At 37.2% G+C, this 21,230-nt stretch carries 15 protein-coding genes; 1 reads left to right on the top strand and 14 read right to left on the bottom strand.

Annotated features, from left to right (window positions below; genetic code table 11):
* The 9 genes from L1967_RS19305 to L1967_RS19345 all read right to left on the bottom strand — a co-directional run.
* Nucleotides 1-617: protein-disulfide reductase DsbD domain-containing protein (locus tag L1967_RS19305; RefSeq protein ID WP_249603143.1), on the bottom strand; the 617-nt coding region annotated here is incomplete at its 3' end.
* Between the two features lie 6 nt (nt 618-623).
* Nucleotides 624-1,070: a protein-disulfide reductase DsbD domain-containing protein gene (locus L1967_RS19310; protein ID WP_249603144.1), complete on the bottom strand. Its 447-nt coding sequence runs from the start codon at nt 1,068-1,070 to the stop codon at nt 624-626.
* 51 nt (nt 1,071-1,121) lie between these two features.
* The gene (locus L1967_RS19315) at nt 1,122-1,565 is read right to left on the bottom strand and encodes a protein-disulfide reductase DsbD domain-containing protein (RefSeq protein ID WP_249603145.1); all 444 of its coding nucleotides are present in this window, start codon (nt 1,563-1,565) and stop codon (nt 1,122-1,124) included.
* Between the two features lie 224 nt (nt 1,566-1,789).
* Nucleotides 1,790-3,232 carry a TlpA family protein disulfide reductase gene (locus tag L1967_RS19320; protein ID WP_249603146.1) on the bottom strand — a complete coding sequence of 481 codons (1,443 nt, stop codon included), beginning with the start codon at nt 3,230-3,232 and terminating at the stop codon, nt 1,790-1,792.
* 217 nt (nt 3,233-3,449) lie between these two features.
* The gene (locus L1967_RS19325; protein ID WP_249603147.1) at nt 3,450-4,733 is read right to left on the bottom strand and encodes a TlpA family protein disulfide reductase; all 1,284 of its coding nucleotides are present in this window, start codon (nt 4,731-4,733) and stop codon (nt 3,450-3,452) included.
* A 19-nt stretch (nt 4,734-4,752) separates the two neighbouring features.
* Nucleotides 4,753-5,859, bottom strand: a complete 1,107-nt coding sequence (locus L1967_RS19330) for a TlpA disulfide reductase family protein (protein WP_249603148.1) — start codon at nt 5,857-5,859, stop codon at nt 4,753-4,755.
* Nucleotides 5,860-5,861: 2 nt separating this feature from the next.
* A complete protein-coding gene (locus L1967_RS19335) occupies nt 5,862-7,313 on the bottom strand; it encodes a RagB/SusD family nutrient uptake outer membrane protein (protein WP_249603149.1) in 1,452 nt (483 codons plus the stop codon).
* A gap of 18 nt (nt 7,314-7,331) precedes the next feature.
* Nucleotides 7,332-10,802: a SusC/RagA family TonB-linked outer membrane protein gene (locus L1967_RS19340; RefSeq protein ID WP_249603150.1), complete on the bottom strand. Its 3,471-nt coding sequence runs from the start codon at nt 10,800-10,802 to the stop codon at nt 7,332-7,334.
* Nucleotides 10,803-11,104: 302 nt separating this feature from the next.
* Entirely contained in the window at nt 11,105-12,268 is a 1,164-nt protein-coding gene (locus tag L1967_RS19345) for a FecR family protein (RefSeq protein ID WP_249603151.1), read from the bottom strand.
* Between the two features lie 116 nt (nt 12,269-12,384).
* On the opposite strand from L1967_RS19345, the gene L1967_RS19350 reads away from it, so the two are divergent.
* A complete protein-coding gene (locus L1967_RS19350) occupies nt 12,385-13,020 on the top strand; it encodes an RNA polymerase sigma factor (protein WP_249603152.1) in 636 nt (211 codons plus the stop codon).
* Between the two features lie 169 nt (nt 13,021-13,189).
* Here the strand turns inward: L1967_RS19350 and L1967_RS19355 are convergent, their stop codons facing one another.
* From L1967_RS19355 to L1967_RS19375, 5 genes are all read right to left on the bottom strand, one after another.
* Nucleotides 13,190-14,050: an endonuclease/exonuclease/phosphatase family protein gene (locus tag L1967_RS19355; RefSeq protein WP_249603153.1), complete on the bottom strand. Its 861-nt coding sequence runs from the start codon at nt 14,048-14,050 to the stop codon at nt 13,190-13,192.
* Nucleotides 14,051-14,056: 6 nt separating this feature from the next.
* Nucleotides 14,057-15,793: a RagB/SusD family nutrient uptake outer membrane protein gene (locus tag L1967_RS19360; RefSeq protein ID WP_249603154.1), complete on the bottom strand. Its 1,737-nt coding sequence runs from the start codon at nt 15,791-15,793 to the stop codon at nt 14,057-14,059.
* An 11-nt stretch (nt 15,794-15,804) separates the two neighbouring features.
* Nucleotides 15,805-19,281 carry a SusC/RagA family TonB-linked outer membrane protein gene (locus L1967_RS19365; protein ID WP_249603155.1) on the bottom strand — a complete coding sequence of 1,159 codons (3,477 nt, stop codon included), beginning with the start codon at nt 19,279-19,281 and terminating at the stop codon, nt 15,805-15,807.
* 227 nt (nt 19,282-19,508) lie between these two features.
* Complete coding sequence (locus L1967_RS19370) at nt 19,509-20,378, bottom strand: FecR family protein (protein ID WP_249603156.1); 870 nt, start codon at nt 20,376-20,378, stop codon at nt 19,509-19,511.
* Between the two features lie 184 nt (nt 20,379-20,562).
* Nucleotides 20,563-21,087, bottom strand: a complete 525-nt coding sequence (locus tag L1967_RS19375) for an RNA polymerase sigma-70 factor (RefSeq protein ID WP_249603157.1) — start codon at nt 21,085-21,087, stop codon at nt 20,563-20,565.
* Between the last annotated feature and the right edge of the window lie 143 nt (nt 21,088-21,230).

The following is a 21,230-nucleotide window of genomic DNA, read 5'->3' on the forward strand; positions in this document are numbered from 1 at the left end:
GGGAACACACAGGGCGTCAGCAACGCTGCAAAACCACCTAAAAAACTCAGGATAAAAATCGTGAATAAATCACGGGATGATTCCGGCTCTTTTTCCTGAGACAGGTCATTTGCTGATTTGGTTGAACCCGTAACGGTTTCCGCAGATGTCTGTTCTAAAAGATTAAAAATCAATTCTTCTTCACCGGGAGGTAAGCAACGTGTATTATCACAAACCATAAATTCTACAAATGCCTGAATAGTTTTCACTTCGCCAGTCAATTCAATTTTCTGCTTAAATATTACGCTTTTTGCAAAGTATTTTATTTCCATTTCAAAGACCGGGTCCTCAACCACAATCCCATCCTCTTCCTGTGTATTGCCCACAATCCTAAAATTGCCTTCACTATCATCATAGATAAATGTGGTGGCAACGGGACCGCCATCCGGTACGTTTTGAGAATATAAATGCCATCCATCTTCCAGGATAGCTTTTGCTACTAAATAATATTCAGTATCCGATATTTTTTCGGTAGTAGTAGACCATTTTACCGGATTTAATATTTGAGCACCTCCTGTTACTGTAAATAAAAGAAATAGTAGTAATGACGCCTGGAATAGCCTTCCTGTTTTTAGCATGAAAATTTAGTTTATGTTGAATACTAAGTCTACACTTGAAGGGGGTAAACATCTGCTATCATCGCACACCATAAAGGTAACAGTACCTTTTATTTGGAAAGCGTCGGTATTACGAATCTTCACCCGTTGCTTAAAGGTTGTTTTATCTGCAAAATATTTTATTTTCATTTCAAAAATAGGATCGTTTATGGTATGACCTGCTTCTTCAGTGGTGTTGCCTTTTTTAAGGTAATTACTATTCCCTTCAAAAGAAAAACTGGTGGCCACGGGGCCGCCTTCGGGAACAGACTGTGAATAGAGATGCCATCCTGATTCAATTTTGGCAGTCGCTGATAACTCATATTCTGTATCTGATATCTTTTTCACAGCGGTTTCCCATGTAACCGGTTCAAAAATTTGTGCCTGTACAAAAGCTGTCACAAATAGCAACAGCATACAAAGTTTCGTTTTCATAATATTTAGTATTTAATATTAGGATGAAATTATAATCACCCTTATGGATCTTTATTGACCCAAAATTATCTTGAACTCTTTTGAGGCCGGAAGCAAACACATTTGTTTGGTACACGCCATAAACCTGACGGTAGCTTTAAAGGTAGTCTCGGTATGCTCCTTCAACTTTACTACTTGAGTAAACTTTACCTTCTTCTTGTAGTAGGATTTTGGTTTACTTTTAGATTCTTCAACACCTTTTTCTTCGGTAGACCCAATGATGATAAGATTAGGGTTTTCGTCAAAAAGGAATCGCGTAGGCATCCCCATTCCTCCAGAATTTGCTCCCTGAGGATAAATATGGTAAGGCTCATCTATCTGAGCTTCAAATTGTACACTATAGGTTAATTCATCAATAGCCTCGCTGCTTTGTTTCCATTTCACGGGATATTCCTCTTGCGAAAAACCCATAAATGCGAACATGCTAAGGGTCAAAAAAAGAAATGTAGGTTTCATATATTTTGTTTTAAAAGGGGTTTGTTTTGATAATTAGAGCTCATTATATCCATACTATATGGACTATTTTAAACTTAACGAATGATGATTTGATAAGACCAAATTAAACGAGTATTATCGCAAAAAGCTAGCCATAAGAGAGTATGACAGGAATGCTGACCATAACTTCCTGTTTGAAAGACTTCAATCAGCATTTTCCTAAATAACTCTATTTTTGGATTTCACTATTCACGGGCAAGCTCAACCATTTGCACTACTTCTTCTGCTGCCTCCTCGTCTGATTTATTAAAGCCTTCCAGTTTAAAACGGATTTGTCCCCAACCATCGATAATAAACTTTGCAGGAATCCCTACCACACCAAAAGCTGTAACTGCCGGCGGACGATTAGTCTCAGGATCTATGGTATCCATATAAAGATCAAAGTCATAATCCCTCTTTTTAAGAAATTGCTGCGCATCGCTAAGCGGATCTTTAACGTTCTCCCAGGTATGTATAAACAAGAATTCGACTAATGGGTCATCGGCATAGCGATCTACCGCTAATTGCATTGCAGGAAAAGACTCTACACACGGCCCACACCAGGTCGCCCAAAAATCTAATACAATAGTTTTACCTTTAAAATCTTCAAGGGTCACTTTTTTCCCTTCAATATCGGTCACGTAAAAATCTGGTGCCTGCTCATTAATCATAAGCCCTTTAACTTCAGACCTGATCTTATCTGTAAACTGTTTACGTAAGTAATCGATATAAGCTTCAACATCTTTGTCCGGGTTTAAGGAAGCATAGCCCAGACGCACCTGATCGATATATTTTTTTTCAAATTTACCCTCTTTGATCATTTGGCTTAAAACAGGTAATGACTCCTCATAGTTGTCCTCTAAGCTTGATGCTAAAAAGGCCCGGATCTCTAACAATTCCTTAAGACCTGCCGGATTTTCGGCTTCGCCAGAACTGTTATAATTTAAGCAGCTCAGGGCTTCTTTGACGTATTGGTACGCCTGTTGATCTTTTCCCGCTTTGAAAAGTAGTTTAGCATATTTAGCAATAAAGGAAGAATAGGCAAGCTTAGGATCTACCTTGAGGGTACTGCTAAGGTTTTCTACCTTTAGGTTTTGAGCATCCTTCAATGAAGAATCGGCAATCTCTAGAGCCATAGCACTATCAATAGGATCAACAATGTCGAGTATATTTGCGACTACATAAATCCTAAACACTTTATCATCTATAGCATTTATGTACTCAAAGACTTTATCTTCATTTGGTTCTTCAGCATAAGCGGCAGCTACCAGATTTTTTTCCATATCCAGATTTATCCCCGGGTACTTTTCAATCATAGGTTTAAGGTGCTTTTCCATGGCTTCAGCACCGGTAATATCAAGAAAGGAAACCATTCGTCTCATTCTGGCATATTCACTGGCCGGGTATTTTACCATAAGCCTTTCGATCATCGCATCTTTTTTTGCGTCGTTCTCTTCTTGATCATAATATTCGATCAACACATTCAGGTCTTCTGCTGTACCATTCTCTAAAGCCGCTATTTTATCATGTAGAACGGTTTGGTTAGTTTCCTCCTGTAGATTTTGCAATGTGTTCTTTGTTACAATCTCCTCTTGTGCTAAGAGCTTAAATGCACTTAGTACCAAAAGGGTGAAAATGAGTTTTCTCATCTGTATAAAATTTTAATATTTATTACTCGATTATCGAGATGAAATGTTCTAAGTCTTCGTATTGCCCTATGATGATTTACGAGAAATCATGTCGAAGCAGGCCTACTTGAGCATATTCTTAAATATGCCCCGCCAATTTTTGAATTATAGAAAAATGCATAGGAAAAATATTTAACTTATATATCATTATCTTACTTTGAATCAACATATTAGATTATTAAATCGAAGCACGTTTTTTTACAATTTCTACCATTGCTTTTAATTTGTAGTATTCTCTATGGGTGGAGCCCGCATACCCTGAACTGTAAAAGCGAATATTACCCTGCGGATCAAAAATGATTTTGGTAGGAGTAGCCCTGATTTGATAAGTGGTATTAGGTTCATCCTGCAATACATCGAGATCTATGTTTTTTCGGCCTACAAAGCTTTTTACCGTTTTTTGGGGTTCAAACAAATTCATAACAAAAAGCTGAAAGGCTTCTTCTTTATACTCTTCTACCACAAGATCAAAGCCGGCAAATGCGGCAACACAAGGTGTGCACAAGGTGGTCCATGAATCAATTACCAAAACATCGCCTTTATAGTCTGCAAGATTTACCGGTTTTCCATTTAAATCTGGCAACGAAATCTCGTAAACAGGCTTGGTTGCCTCAAAAATGGTCAACTTTTCGTCAGGATCTGCGGGATTGGGTATGGTTCCGTTAAATGGTAAATTGCTGTTGGTAATGTATTTTTTTTCTACTTCTTTATAGCAGTGTTCATAGGCCTTTTGCTGCAAGGCTTGTACAAGAGCATCCACATCTTCACCGTTCCCATGTACTGCGGTGTAAATATCTTTTAATAATGCTACAGATTCTGGATTTGAATCTGCATTACTCACCGCAGTAGTAAGGGTGTCCAAGGCTCTTTCCTGCTCCCCCTGTGCTACTAAAACCGCTGCATAGCGTTTGTAATAATTTGCTTTTGAGTCTTTGAAATACTTTGATTCCCTATCCCCTTTAAGCGCTGATGCCCGCTCCATGGATTGCTGTGCAACTTCTGCATGTCCCAGTATAGCATTGGCCATTGCATTGATTTCTAACAATACCTGCATCCGGCTTTTTGTGAGATCATCTTCAGCTGCTTCTTCTTCTATTTTTTTTATAGTTTCATTGGATACGCTTTCCACAAGCTTTGCATATTTCTCATCATTTTCCAGATACTCTAAGGCATAAATAAGATTTACCAGATTGACGAAGGATATTTCGGGATTATCTTTCATATAATACCGATATTTTTCTTCATTTCCCTTGGCCAGCCAACCGACGGCCAGGGCAGTAAGATACTCATCTTGCTGCGCCTGCTCTTTGTCATTGGACGCTCGCAACATGGCTTCATAATAAGCTTCTTTTTCTTCCACCTTTGGCAGCAGACTGAAGTCCTCGTAATTAAAGGTACTTGGATCTTCTCCTTGTGCCCAGACCGAGCCAGACATTAAAAGGATTAGCAGTAATTTTTTCATATCAATATCTTTTAGTTTTCTACTTCAGTAATTCTTCAAGTTTATCGTGTAAAAGCTGCCCCCTCAAACCTCGGGCTACAATTTTTCCTTCCGGGTTTATAAGAAAATTATCGGGAATGGCTCCTACTCCATAGGCTTTTGCAGCTTCATTGGCCGATCCTTTTAAATCGCTCACGTGTTTCCAGGGAAGATTATCTTCTTTTACGGCTTTAAGCCAGGCGTCTTTATCACTATCAATGGATACAGCGAGAATGGTAAGATTAGCATCCTTATATTTTTCATAAGCGGCCAAAACGTTAGGGTTTTCTGCCCTGCACGGTGCGCACCAACTAGCCCAAAAATCCAGAAGTACATATTTACCGCGATAGGATTCAAGTGATACCAGATTACCTTCCGGGTCGTTCATTTTAAAATTTGGAGCTTCCATTTCTCCAGATTCGTACTTCTTGGCTTTATCCAGTGCAGGCTTCCAGGCAATTACTTTAGGAGAGTTTCTCATACGTTTACTAAGTGCATTATACATGGGCTGCACCAGATTATATTGGATCCCCCCTTGAGTGACAAGATCCATTAAATCAACACTTACGTAGCGATCTGGGTTCTTTTCCACAAATTTTCCCACAAGTGCCTGTATGTCTTCTAAACTTATAGGCCTGTTCAATGATTCATTCATTTTTTCACTCATTTCCTGCCATTGCAGCCAGGCGGATTGTTCATCACCACCTCCATCATAAGAAGCCATGCCCTCGTCATCAAAAGTGATTGTGATATTTCCGTCTAAATAGAAAAGAGCTACATTCTTTAACCCCATATCATCAGCTTCCATACTTGCATCCTCCTGGGTATTTATAGTTGCATTTATCAAATTGAGCTCTGCCAGTTGTGGTCTGCCAATATTACCTTCAAATTTGAATGTACCGTCTACAATTGCCGTGGTATCTGCCGCATAGGGCCCTCCTTTATCATCGAGCGGATAAGACATCACGGCCTTATCAAAGCCTTTACCAATGGGTACTACACCTGAAATGGTATAGTCCCACTTATTTTCAGCCTTTTGTTTACAACTTACCAAAGCGCATAGCAGGATCAATACTAAAAAATAGTTTCTCATTATTATTAATTTCATTCTTATGGATTTTCAATAAGGTTTGGATTTTGAGAGGTTACTACATCTCCAAATCGCAGTGCAAAGCGTTCCTTGGTCAACATAAACGTCTCCAAAACCTCTCCTTCCGGATTGTATAGCCTGTGGGTATAGCCTACCAGGTCATTATATTCTGGATCGACAGATAACCTTCTCATATCAAACCATCTGTAACCGCTTAATGCAAATTCCCTAAGCCTTTCTTCAAAGATAAATTCAACCAGCTTGTCTTTATCAGTGGCTATTTCAGTGGGTACTGCTACTTCTTCTGCCGACATTCTTTTAGCCCTAAATGCTTCCAGTTCTTGAGTCGCATCTTCTAATAAGCCCAATCTGGCCCTGGCTTCTACTCTTAACAAGGTAATATCTGGTAAGTAGATCCCAACACGTTGAATAAATGGACCGATTTTTCGCAACATCCCATTTGGATAAAAAGGTTCAGTGCCAAAAAATTGAGTATCGCTATAAAAATTTAAACGTAGATCTGAGTCTTTAAATAAATTGGCTGTTTCAGGAGTTATAACCAATTCATTCCTAATAAATGCCCACGCATTGGTTATCTCTTTAGTATAGATAATTTCGGTATCGTCTTGCCGAAGTACTGAAGAAGGACCAAATAAAAAATCTATGGGCGTAAATACCCCTCCTTCTAAGAATTCGGTATTGTAGTCGTATAAAGCGACATCAAGTGATGAGCTTTCCAAATAGCCAATTGCAGCATCAAAATGCTCTAAAGCCAGATCAAATTCTTGCTGAAACATTAACACTTTACCCAACAATGCTTCAGCAGCAGCAGCAGAAGCCCTGTGCCTCTGGTCAATACCTTCAGACAGATAAGGCACGGCAACATCTAAATCGGCAATGATAAAATCATAAACTTCCTGAACGGTATTTCTTGTATAATCGGTCGCTGTAATATCATTTTCGATCACAATAGGAAATCCCAAATCTGAACTTGCGGTAGCAGGATCATAGGGTTTTGCATAATAGTTTATGAGGGTAAAATAGGTGAAAGCCCTGCCTACCCTAGCTTCGGCTTCCAATTCTAATTTTTCGCTTTCGGTACCGTTACGGGCCTCCTGTACCTCATTAATTATTTTATTATAGTTATAGATAATGGGCATCAACCCCTCTAATTCCTGAGAATTTTGTCCTTCGTTATAAACCATTGCCTCCCACTTAAACAATCGTCGGGTACGTAATTCTTCACTAGAGAAAAATGGGTCTATTGCTGCAACTTCATCACCCAGAGGTATGGTAACATCTGGAATAGTGAGCAGTGACAAATCGTCCAGCAGGCGATCATAGTCTTCTACATTTTGAGCTATTAAATTGCCCTTGGGAGTTACTTCTAAAAAGTCATCGCTACAGGCTACCAGAAATAGGGTAAGCACCAGGTAGCCATAAAAATGTATGTTGTTTATTTTGAAAATCATGTATTTTAGTATTTGATATTATAAAGCCAGATGTAGACCAAAGGCGACACTACCTTGATTTCTCTTTATGTTGCGAATGCCCGTACCGAAACTTGAGTACTGAAATTCAGGATCTATACCATAATCATTAGCTTTCCAGAGCATAATGTTTGAGAAAGATAACCTTAGAGATAAATTATCTACCCGTATTCTATTCAGAAAATCTTGTGGGAGAGCATAAGACAATGTGATATCCCTTAATTTTATATAAGATGCATCCAGAACGTTGGTATTCGCCTTTATATAATAATCGGTATCACGAACATCACCTGTTAAAGTACCTGCAGGATCGTAAGCGGGAATATCTGTAACCAATTCGTCTCCCGGCTGTTTCCATCTATTGGCAAAATCGCTATAAGGAACACTTTCTAAAGCACCGGTAAAATTAGTTACTACATCACGCCTCATCACATGCCCTAAATTGTATATCGCATTAACGTTTAGACTAAAATCCTTATATCTAAACATATTAGAAAGACCTCCACTCCAGATAGGCTGCGCAGTGCCCATAAACCGTATATCCTCTGGGTTGGTTATATTGGGTTCTTTGGTTACAGTACCATCGGCGAGTCTAATTAAAGGATCGCCTTCTTCATCAAGCCCTTGATAATCATAAGCAAATATGGCGAAAGCCGGATAGCCTTTTAAATAAGAAAGATCAACTTTTTGATTTCCTGTGGCAACGTCCCCTGGCAATAGAAGCTCCGTGATTTCATTATCATTATAGGCAAGTGTAAATATGGTCTTCCAGTCAAAATTTGTAGTTCTTATATTTGAGGTGGTTAAGGTAATCTCAATCCCTTTATTTTCCATACTTCCAAAATTTCCGATCGCTGAAGAAAATCCGGAAAAGACGTTAAGTGGTAATTGGCCTAAAAGATCATTTGTTTTCTTTTTATAAATATCTACAGAACCGTCTATAACATCAAACAAACCAAAATCCACCCCAAAATTTATCGTTTTTGTACGTTCCCAGGTTAACTTATCATTACCGGGTGTTTGTAGCGTTAAAGGAACGACGGTATTACCAATATTGGTGTAATTGGTTTGTGGACGTAAAATGTCATAAGAAGAAGATATGCCTGGAATAGGTGCATTACCCGTTATACCATACGTTGCTCTAACTTCTAAAAAGTTAACCGCCGACACATAAGTAAAAAAACCTTCTCTGCCTATATTCCATTTACCACCAACACTCCAGGTTGGTTTATTTTGCGCCGATTTGTCCAGGCCAAACAGGTTACTTTTATCACGTCTCCAGCTCGCATTTAAGGTATATCGTCTATTTAAGGTATAAGACAGATTACCGTAATATGAAGTAAAACGGCTTAATACTTCTGACTTTGAGAAATAATTATTTTCCAGAATACTTCGGGTACCACTGTTGGGCATTACAGTGTTATCAATGCCTTCATTCATCAATGTGGCATAATCTAAAGGTAGAGAGGTGAGCAGTAAAGAGTCATATCCTCTGATTGTTGAAGTTGACGACTCTGTTAATTGTTCTTGTGCCTCTTGTCCTAGTATAGCATAAAGCTGATGTTGCCCTTCATTCCAACTCTTATCATAGGATAATTGATTTCTAACGGTATAATTTTTTTGTACCAAATTGCCTTCTACATATCTACCACCATCTTTTGGCAGGTAGTATATTGGTGTGTCCCCGGGAGCATCAGCTACTGTAAACTGAGCCAATTCACTACGTACAATATAGCTTTCGGGACTTGTATGTGTAGTTACTTTATTAGCACCTGTGATGTAACTGTACGTACCATCAAATTCCAAATTATCAAAAAGCTCTACGTTAATGCCTGCAATTAAACGTGCATTCAAGGCATCTGAAATTTCGTCTGACCACTTCCTTTCATCCAAAGGATTGTAATTTAAATCTATTTGGGACCGGGCTTCAAAATCTGCACGCACCTCCTCTGAAAGCATCCCTAACCAGGGGATGTCCATATTATTTCCATTTTGATCCCTAAACAATTGATAAGGCATGCTACTATAGGTTATCCCCAAATTATTTTTGGTTACTGCCTTGGTTTTGGTAAGGTCTGTAATTAAATAAGTACTTATTTTATCATTAAATGTAAAATCTTGTCTAATATTTACTTTATAAAGCCGGTCTGAATCACCGGGACGATCTGATTTTGTATCGGTGTAGGCTAGAGAACCATATACGCTATGTTTACTCCCGCCAGCCGACAGGCTAAGTGTATGATTAGTTTGCATAGCCGGCCTGTACCAAAGTTTATCTATTTGGCTCCTATTGGAAATACTTGATAAACTGTCTAATTTGGCATTAGCGACGCCAGAGGAAATTACCCCCCTATATTCATCGTATAAAACTTGCATATGCGGAGGAATGCCCCCTCCTTCAAAAACATAGGCACTTTGCTCTGCATAGGGATGTGCTACAGGGTCAAAAACTTCCCTGGCGTTCGAAATAAATTCTGAACTGTTCATATAGGGTTGATAAGCCAAATCTGGTCTTCCCTGAATATTGGTAAAAACGTCATACGACACCTTAACCTTACTGTTTTGATCACCTTTTTTTGTGGTAATCACGATTACCCCATTAGAGGCCCTTGCCCCCCATATAGAAGAAGCCGTAGCATCTTTTAAAACGGTAATATCTTCTACATCCTGAGGGTTTATATAGGAGATATTATTGGTAGGGATACCATCTACAACAAATAAAGGTCCCCTATTTGTTCCTGCTCCTGTGGGATTGTTAGAATCAGAACTAAAAGTGCCTAAACTGGTTAATCCTCTCACTAAATACGGATTATCTGAAGCACCCGGTGAATTATTAATGGTTAAACCTGCAACAAGGCCATCTATACGTTGTAGGATATTCATAGAATAGGCCCGGTCTTTTGCGATGCTCAGTTCCGGTTTAGAAAAAGCTCCCGCACTGCGTTCTTTTGATATTTTTTGGTAACCTGTAGAAACCACCTCGACGGCTTCAAGCTTAGTGACATCATCTTCTAAAACCACGTCCAGAACGAGATTATCCCCCACTAGCACCTCTTTATCTTTAAAACCTAGCGAACTAAATACCAAGACATTATCCACTGAAGGTAGCTGGATTTTAAAACCTCCGTCAAAATCTGTTATAGCTCCTTTATTTGTTCCCTTTATTCTAATAGTAACACTGGGTATGGGTGCCCCTCTGGTATCGGTTACCGTACCCGACACCATGATTTGATCCCCGTTTACACCTTTTTCGATGATGATAGTATTATCCTTAGATATTACCACATTAAATCTTCCGGCAGGAATACTTTTGGCAATAAGTCTATCAACCTTAATGAGGCCTTTAATAAGCTTCACTTTGGGCAAACCTGCAAAAAGCCCATCAGGATACAGAAAATTATAGTTGGTTTGATCTGTAATAATCTGGAACACCTCATCTACGGTAACTTCCCGGGGGGAATCAATGTTCACTTTTGCCTGAGAATAACTAAAGTCAGAATTGAATCCTAAAACTGTTGTACAAAATAAGAGTAAGAATGTTCTCATGACTATCAATAAAAATGGCTTCCTGACCCTAAAAAATATCTCAGAGCTAAAGACATTGAACAATTTAATTTTCATAAATTTGAATTGTATTGGTTATTATTTGCTTTAACTGATCAAGTCTAAAGGGACGAAGTTTGAACCTGCGAAAATTTGAACTTCGTTCCCTTTTTTTCTTTACATAAAAATTTATGCTCTTTTTGTTGAAAATGAATTTATCATAATGATGCTTATTTTAATATTATTTGTTTCTCATTGATTTCATAGTTCTGAATAATGCCGAAATTTTTAATCCGATCTAAAATTTCTGTTATTTCCTGATCTTTTTGAATTCTCCCTACAAGTTTTGCATCTTCTAAACCACGATCTTCAAATACGACATCTATATCATACCAGCGGGATAGTACGGACATGATTTCCTTTAGGCTCTTTTGCCTAAAGATATACTCCCCATTAACCCAGGAAGTTTCTTCTTTTAAATTAACCGAATCTATAGAAAGTGTATAGGTCTTTAAGTTTAATGTGGACTGCTGTTTAGGCGATAAAACAAAGCTGTCTTCAGGTGTATTGATCTTCACCATGCCCTCAACCAAAGTGGTATATACATCGTCATCTGTAGGATAAGCTTTTATATTAAATTCTGTCCCCAACACTTGTATTTCCTGTTGTTGGTGTACCACTTTAAAATCTGCCCCCAAGTGCTCACTACTGGGAGAAACATCAAAAAAAGCTTCTCCATATACCAACTCAACCTGACGACTTTGACCTTTAATAAAATGTACCGGGTATTTTAATTCTGTTCCTGAGTTAAGCCATACTTCTGTTCCATCAGACAGTTTCACAAAGAACTGCCCACCACGAGGAACAGTCAATCTATTAAAAGTAATTTTGCTTTTATTAATTGCACTTTTGTTATATACTAATCCTTCTTCATTACTACTTGCATTGTGGGTTTTTACAAAACTCCCCTCTTCTAAAGTAATTTCTTCACCCGTCTCGGTAACAAGCACTGCTTTCTTTTTAAGGGTTTCGATCTGATTATTGGTAAGAATTGGGTTCACACCGACTGCCGATTGCTCCGTTTCCCGTTCAAAGAAAAAATAAAGTGAAACCATAATAAGCACTGAAGCGGCAACCCCAGAAATGCGCATCCATAATTTCTTAACCTTTGTATGTTGCTGCATTTTGCGAATTCTGGAAAGAAGTTCTTTCTTCTCTTGCTCCGTATTAAAATCTTCCATAATATGGTCTATAGCATAATCAATTCGCACAAAAGACCGAAACTGCTTTAGGTGAGCGGGATCTTTAAGCCATTTCGACAACTCATCTAATTCAGATTCTGAAGCCGAATGATTTAAATATTTTACAATAAAATGCCTTATCTGGGAATTCATTAAAATTCTTTTGTTTTATAGCTAATAAGATTCCAAAGTTAAATACCCCTAATGTTTTGATAACTTTTTATTAATTTTACCCATTATAACAAATAAAAATAAAGTTTTAACAAAGAATGGAAAGGCACTCTGGAACCAATTATCAAACAGAAGCTGAGTTAGTAAAAGCATTGCGACATGGTGAAGAAAATGCGTATGCGTATTTAATGGATTGTTATCACCAAAAGCTTTGTACCTATGCCTATAGTTTTTGTAAGGATCGCAATATGGCCGCAGATATGGTTCAAAATGTGATGCTCCGGTTATGGAAAAAAAGAGCATCCCTTCGCACAGATTCAAGTATCCGTAGTTTCCTTTACCGCTCTGTATACAATGAGTTTTTAGATCAATACAAGCATCGTAAATTCATTTTGAACTTAGAAAAAGATTATATGACCGCGATAAATACTTTGATCGAGGAGGAAGAATCTGATTTGGACAAAATTATTCATCAGGTGAGACAGGAAATTGAGAACCTAAATCCCAGATGTAAAGAGATTTTTATGCTTAGCAAAAACGAAGGGCTAACCAATATCGAGATTGCCGAACACCTTAACCTTTCCATCAAAACGGTGGAAAACCAGATGACCAGAGCTTATGCTCAACTCCGTGAAAAAGTAGGTGAAAAACTACAGGGCATCCTTTTTTTATTATTTGGGATAACCAAAAGATCATTTAGTGCCGGTAAGAAGCAAATTGTATTGCGTAAATAGAAGCTTTGATTACTTCTAATTTGTACTCCCTGCGTTAAGCTTACATGCGTACTTAAACCCAGATATAGATCATAAGTGGCCTGCGATTAGATTAAATTATGTTACTTTAAAAAAAGAAATGCCGAAAAATCGGCATTTCTACAAACATAAATACAACACAAACTAAAAATTACTTCAAATAAACTTCAACAAGCACAGGAAAGTGGTCTGATATAAATTTTGCTCCCCTTTGGGCATCTAAGACCTGATAACTTTTAATAGCTACATCTCCCTGAAAAAAAATATAATCGATACGATCTCGATCTTCATCAGGTTCTAGTTGAAAACCATTAAAAGTATAACTTGGCCCATATTGCTTTTCAGCTTTTAATTTTGTGTCCAGTAATTTTAAATTTTCGCCATTATCTGAAACCATTGTTTTATAAGCTTCAGAAGAAGGTGGAACATTAAAATCACCCGTCACAAAAATGGGAGTGCCTTCTGTAATCTTATCGGCTATAATCTTCCTAATTAAAATGGCGCTTTGCTTGCGCGCTTCGGTCCCCACGTGATCAAAATGGGTATTGAAGAAGAAAAATAATTTGCCATCTTTCTTTCTTCGGAATTTAGCCCAGGTTACAATTCTTGGCAACGCGGCATCCCATCCTTTAGATCCCACTTTCTCTGGCGTTTCCGATAACCAAAGTGTACCACTTTCTAAAACTTCAAATGCATCTTTTTTATAGAAAATAGGCGAAAATTCCCCATTCTTACCACCTTGCCTCCCTACACCTATATGTGCATAATCCTCTAATCCATGCTGTATATCTTCTAACTGTGAGTACAATACTTCCTGAGCTCCAAAGACGTCGATATTCTCAAATTTTACCATATCAGTAAACCAGTCTCGACGATAGTTCCAGTAGTTAATTCCATCCTTTTCAGTAGCCATTCTAATATTGGCACTCATCATCTTTAATGGTTTCTCTTGTGCATATATGGTAAGTGCAACGAAAAAAAGTAAAGCTCCTAAAATGTTATTTTTCATCATTTTAAGTTATTCCCAACCGGGATTTTGTTCAAGATTTGGATTTAATTGCAACTCGATTCTTGGGATTGGATATAAATAATCCTTATTTTCATTAAAGCTCCTGTTATTAAAATTAGGCTGCGGATCGATAAGATTATTGTCGCTTAAATACACATCTGAGCCTAGTTTTAAATATTGAATCCCTTCTACCTGATTTCCCGGAGCGTCTCCTTCATAAAACACTACATCTGTATCACCATCACCTTCAAAATCGTATTCCCCAGGGCCGGGAACATATAATCCTCGTAAAGGTCTTGTGATAAATTGTCCTGCTTTCCATCGAACGATATCATCCCAAAAGAAATTCTCCATATATAATTCTATCCTGCGCTCTCTTCTAATTTCAAGCAATAGTCCGGCATTATTACCTTTTACCTGCGGATATTGATTTTGCATATAGGGATCTGGATCATTGTTCGCTGCTTCAATCACAAGATGTGGCATGGCAACACGATCTCTAAGTACATTTATAGAATTATCTATATCTGTTTGTGTTGCTGTTCCCAATTCAGCTTTAGCTTCAGCAAAATTCAATAAAATTTCACCAAATCTAAAGATGGGCAAATCGGTAATGGACTGATCATTGGTGTCGTATTGAGGCTCTGTAACATATTTTATGATTTGATAACCTGTAACAGTAGCTCCCAAATTAGGGGGAAGTTCCTGGGCTTGCCCCTTACGCGTATAACCAGGAGTTCGAATAGTTTGTGATAGTCTTGGATCACGATTGGCGACCTCTTCAGTAAAAAAAATCTGATTATAATCTGGCAAATCTGTAAACCTGCTGCCATCTGCATTGAGATACGTATTTACCAGATCCTTAGGCATTCCCGGTCTTCCGTAAGAGGACGTTGTGGTGTAATAATTTACATTATGATCTACATCCAGCGCGGTGTTGAATTCTCTGGCCAAAATAACTTCTGCACCCACCGCATCATGCGAATTAAACAGATTTAAATAATCTGAATTTGGATTTCCTGAACTAAATACTCCATAAGGTGAATTATTCATCAGCTCTTTAGAAGCATCTATTGAAGCTTCTAAATAAGTTTCATACCCACTAATGCCTCTATATTTTTCGTAAGTGCCTTCATAAAGTCCTACTCTGGATTTTAAGGCTAGAGCTGCGTATTTAGTTACGGTGTACAATTGCTGGTCTTCGTTTAAATCTTCTATAGCGATAGTAAGATCTGCCAGTATTTTATCCACAATAAACTGCCGACTGTCTCTTGGTTTCTGTAAACTTTCCTGATCATCTGGATTAATTGTGTAATCGTAATAAGGAACAGCCCCAAAACGCTGCAACTTATTAAAATAAAAATAGGCTCTAAAAAAACGTGCTACACCACCATAATGCGCAATTGCAGCGGCATCGTCACCACGTTGATAATTTTCAAGAAAGTAGTTGATATCCCTAAGATATCCCCAATCCCAACCACCGCCAGTAGTTGGGATGGTTCTGGCGCTACGCATTTCTTCGCTTAAAGTGGTCTCCAAAATATTGCCAGCTCTGGCATCTCCGTTATAAATAGAGGTACTGGGTAACATTCTGTAAAAACCATTCGTATATAATTGTAAATCACTTGCTTTAGTGAAGAAATTATCTTCGGTTACTTCTGATAAGGGTTCTTTATTTAAAAGATCATCGCTACAACCTGTTAAAACAGCTATGAGCAAAATGAAGATTATTTTTATATTTTTCATCATCATATTTTTTAAAATTGAAGTGATAAACCAACCGAATAGGTTTCGTTAAACGGAGTTGTTTGTGCAGTACTTCGGTTTGAAGAAGTAGAAGGCTGATTTAGGTTTACGGAGTTACTGGCGGCCTCAGGATCGATATAATCGGTTAGCGAAGTGAAGGTGAACAGATTTTCACCACTAAAATAAACCCTGAACTTACTAATATTAAACTTCTCTGTAATCCTTTTTGGAATGGTATATCCAAGACTTAAGTTTTTTAGTCTTAAATAAGCAACACTTTGTAAATATCTATCATTAACTGCTCCTAAAGCATCACTGTCTGATAATGCGATATATCCAAATAATCTTGGAAAATAAGCATCTTTATTATCCGGAGACCAGATATTATCTACCAAATCTTTACGAATAAAGGTATCGTATGGCCGGTTATACATTGCCCAAAAAATTCTTGAATCCCTGTTAGGATACCAGTCCTGCTTGCCTACTCCTTGAAAAAAAGCTGAAATATCAAAACCTTTCCAGGCGGCATTTACTCTAAAACTGTATAAGTATTGCGGAGCTGTGTTTCCTATTTTTCTTCGATCTCCTGAATCCTGGAGGGTATTTTCACCTTCATTAATAACACCATCACCATTTAAATCTACATAACGAACATCACCGGGTTGTAATCCTCCATTAGCAACAATACGATTAGCAACTCGGGTTTGATCGGCGTGACCCTTAATTTCTTCTTCAGTTTGAAATAGTCCATCAACATGATATCCCCAAAGCTCTCCAATCGTCATCCCCTTGTAATAATCCAATAAACTGTTGTTTGGATTATCGAATCTTGTAATTTTGGTTACTGAATTGGATAAATTTCCGGTAATTCCGAAATTCAACGGAGATTTCGCCACTTCAAAAGTATGATGATAGCCTAAACTAAGCTCAAAACCGCGTGTTCTTAGATCTGCTGCATTTTCTTGCGGAGAGCCAGTTCCTAAAACACTAGGTAAAGTCGCTCCCTTGGTGAGCATTCCTTCGGTATTTCTCTGAAACCAGTCAAAAGTGATATTTACATCATTATTAAAAAGAGCAATATCTGTCCCAAGATCAAATGTTTTTACTTCTTCCCATGAAATGTCACGTGGATTTAAGCCCGGTGCCGCGATGTAATCTAAGGTTCTGCCGTTTAATGCAAAATCATTGTCAATATTCTTACTCAAAGTAGGGATATATGCATAATTGGCTACTTCCTGATTACCCAAAGAACCATAGGAAGCCCTTAACTTAAACAGATTGAAAGTATCGGTTAAACCAGAAAAGAAATTTTCTTTGTTAATTAACCAACCAGCTGACACAGATGGGAAAAACCCCCAGCGCTCTTCTTCAGGAAATCTTGAGGTTCCGTCGTAACGACCATTTACCTCTAATAGATATTTATCTTTGTAATCATAAGACAATCTATAAAACACGCCTTGTAACGCCCATTCTGCTGCACTTCCCAAAGCTTCAGGATTACTGGTAGCAAGACCTAAAGAGTTTAAGTCGTCTGAGATACTATTTTGTTTACTCGCGGTAGTGTTTTTGGTGTAAAAAGACTCCTGATTAAAACCTAAGGTAGCTTTTAAGCTATGATCACCTAATTGATGATGATAATCACCATAAATATTAAAAGCATCGTACTTAAACCGTGTATTATATTCTGTTAATTGATCGGTTCCCATCGTATTCACTTCTCCAGGATAAATAGAATATGGGATATTTACTGATCGTCGATAGCGATTATAATTAGTTCTTCGATAAGCATAACTAGCGGTAACATCTAAGCCTTTTAAAGGGTTTAGTTTTAAAGTGGCGATGTTAGAAAATTCTCCTTCTTCTGTTTCCTGCTTTGCTTTACCGTAAAGTAAAGAGGCATAAGCTCCATCACCTATGGTATAATTGTTTAGCTCTGTTCTCCAGGTAGCCGTACCATCTGGATTTTGTGGCATATACGATGGCAAACCGTGCACATAAATATTACCGTTAAATTGATCTCCCCATCCATACTGGCTACCCCCATGCTTTAGATCGTTAGAGTTATTATATTGCATGTTATTGGTAAAACTAAGCCAGTTGTTAATTTCCATTTCCAGTTTACCCCTTAGATTATAAATTTTATAATGATCGTCCTGAACTTTCAGAATACCCTCACTGTTGTAATTACGATAAGAGAAAAATCCTTTTATTTTATCAGATCCGCCAGAAACTGAGACATTATAAATTTGTGTAGAGTAACTGTCCCTGAAAAAATAATCCCACCAATCTGTATGACCATAATAAATATATTGTTCTCTACCATTACGGATACCGGTTTCCACCCGGGCTAATGAAGGATCTTGTGACACCTCGTATATGTTTTTGTAATCTTCTTCATTATAACCGGTGTAGCTTCTACCTACTGCCGTACGAAAAGCCTCGTCTACCAACATTACCGCTTTATAAGGATCGGTTAAAAAATTGGTATTTACCGTAGGAGAATTCCACGCTGTGGTTGCATCTACATTTACCGTTAAATTTCCTGTTTTAGGATTTTTAGTGCTAATAAGTACTACTCCAAAAGCTCCTCGTGCACCATAAATAGCTGAAGCACCGGCATCTTTTAAAACACTTATCGATTCAATATCATTCGGGTTCAGGTTATTAATATCTCCTTCTACTCCATCGATAATTACCAGAGGTTCTCCTCCGTTTATGGAAGTAAATCCCCGAATATTTATTCTTGGTTTGGCAGCAGGATCTCCACTGCTTTGTGTAACATTCAAACCAGGGCTTAATCCTTGTAATCCAGAAGAAACATCGGCTATCGGCCGTTGCTGAATTTGCTCAGCATCTACTTTGCTTACCGCATCAACTAAAGTTTCACGACTGGTTTGCCCATATCCTACCAACACTACTTCTTCAAGACTTGAGGCATCTGTTTGTAGAACAATATCAATCGTGGTTCGATTTTCGATATTTACAATCTGTTTTTTATAACCCATATAAGTAACACTAAGTGATGTGGCATCTACCGGAACTCCTATTGTAAAATTCCCTTCAAAGTCGGTAGCCGTCCCAATATTAGTATCCTGTACAAAAACACTTGCTCCCGGTATTGGCAAATGATCAATATCTGTCACCGTACCGGTTATAATACGCTCTTGCTGAAATTCTTTATTTAGTTTAAGAGCGATAGTAAATTTTTTTCTGATGTAAGAGAGCGGAACTAGTTGTTGAAGTCGGTTTAACTCATTTTCAACCCCATTGTTTGCGGGAGAAAAACCAGAAACAGAAACTTCTTTAAAAGCCTTGGTATTATAGACAAAATTGATATTTCCATAATTTTTGGCTAAGAGTTGTACTACTTCATCCAGATTACTGGGGTTACTGGAATGAGCTTTTAATTGCTGAGTTCCTATAGTATAGATTGTCAGCATAAAAATTGCTGTCGTTAAAAAACGCCAACGCTTTTTTGTTATATTCATTTTACTGATTATTCAATTATTAATAGTTACTTTTTGCAGATCCTGGCCGGGATCTATAATTGCCGGGGTGTAGTTTTTAGGTCATATTTTCATATTTTAGTGCTTTTAAGATTTATTATCAGTTAGTTTTCAGGTATTTTTATAGCTTTGTCACCTATTATTAATAGTTATTTTAATAATTGCCGGGGATAGTCTTGGCCGAGATTATCCCCATTTTACGTTCTTTTCTAATCGCACATTTTCCCTTCTATTTTGTATTCATGTTCACTTAGTGCTACAAAATCGATATTGTGTGAAAATGAGATGATTTCTATGATTTCATCCAAACTTAAATCACTCTTAAATTCACCTGAGATCTTGCAATTGGAATAATCTGCTTTATTCTTAATCGCTATTGCGTAATAATTTTCTAATCGATCCAATAAAAAATCCAAGCTGGCATTTTCGCACTTAATCAAAGAAGATTTCCAGGCGAGTACAGTATTGGTATTAAAATTATTTAAGCTAATTCTTTTAGTTGCCTTATTATAAATTAGTTCGTCCCCAGGTGATAGATTTTTTTCCTGATTTTGATTTGCGATAACTTTCAATTTTCCTTCTACTAAAGAAACAAGGATTTCCTGCGAATTTTCGTAGGCATTTACATTAAAAGAAGTTCCTAGAACTGTAAGGTGTAACTCCCCCGTATTTATTCTAAAAGGGTGGTTTTCATCTTTTTTGATGTCAAAATAGGCCTCTCCTTTTAAAGTTAACATTCTTGAATTTTCAGTGGTATAAGTAATAGCACTATTGCGATTTAAAAGCACTTTAGAGCCATCTTCAAGTAGTATCTCTTTCGGCGTCTTGCCGGTATTATTCACTTCAACCAGTACTGATGGGTTATCTGGGTTAAAAAGGCTTAAACTGGCCACAGTTAAAAGTGCAATAACTAAAATGGCTGCAATAGATTTCCACATCACATGATGAGGTGCTTTAATAGATTTATCAATCCTTTGCCATAATTTCTTTGAATTTGGCTTAACCGGTTTATGCCAGGCCTGGTGAATAAGCTTATCCAGATGAGCTTCAGAAAGATCTTTATCTTTTTTATTTTCCATTTTATTCTTTTCTATTAGGTATTCAAATAGAAAAATAAGATCCCCTACGGCGTAATGTTTTGATAACAGTTCTTTTACGCTTTGATGACCTATTAAAATGAATATACAGTGTTAACCTCTAAAAAACAGATATTTAAAAATAATAGAATAGAATTTATGATTTCAGAACTCTAAATGAAAATAATTATGAAAGATTCTTTTCTTTAAGTAGGTTTTTCCTTAATTCTGAAATTGCTTTCGCTACCTGATTTTCTACCGTTTTTACTGAAATATTTAGATAATTAGCGATCTCTTTTTGGGTGAGTCCTTCTAATTTATGCATAATGAAAATTTCACGGCACTGCTGAGGTAATTTTTTAACCGCATTATTTAAAAAATAGAGTTGATTTTGTTCATTATCAACTTCTGTTTCTTCAGAAATATGCTCGGAATTTTTAGAATTTGAAGACACTTCCAATCTATTTCTTTTCATCTGATTGATGATATAAAACTTAGCTATTCGAATAAGTTGCGATTCGATATTATGATTTTCAGAGAGATTTTCCCGTTGCTCCCAAAATCGTACAAAAACATCATGAACAAAGTCTTCAGATCGTTGTGCGTTCTTTGTAAAACCTAATGCCAGAGCATAAACATTTTGGTGGTATTGAAGATATATTTGCTTTAAGGCGGTCTTATTTCCTTTCTTAAAATCTCTAAGCAAATTCATGTTTGTTGATTTAAGCACTCAAATTTATATGGAATTCCAGAAGTTAAATGCTTGCCAACATTATATAAAACTAAATTTATTGTTACACGTTTGTGAATCATTGAGTAAACTACCTTAAAGCTAGCTTATTAAGATTTGTTAGA

This window comes from Zunongwangia pacifica (assembly GCF_023499215.1).
GTDB classification, from domain to species: domain Bacteria; phylum Bacteroidota; class Bacteroidia; order Flavobacteriales; family Flavobacteriaceae; genus Zunongwangia; species Zunongwangia pacifica.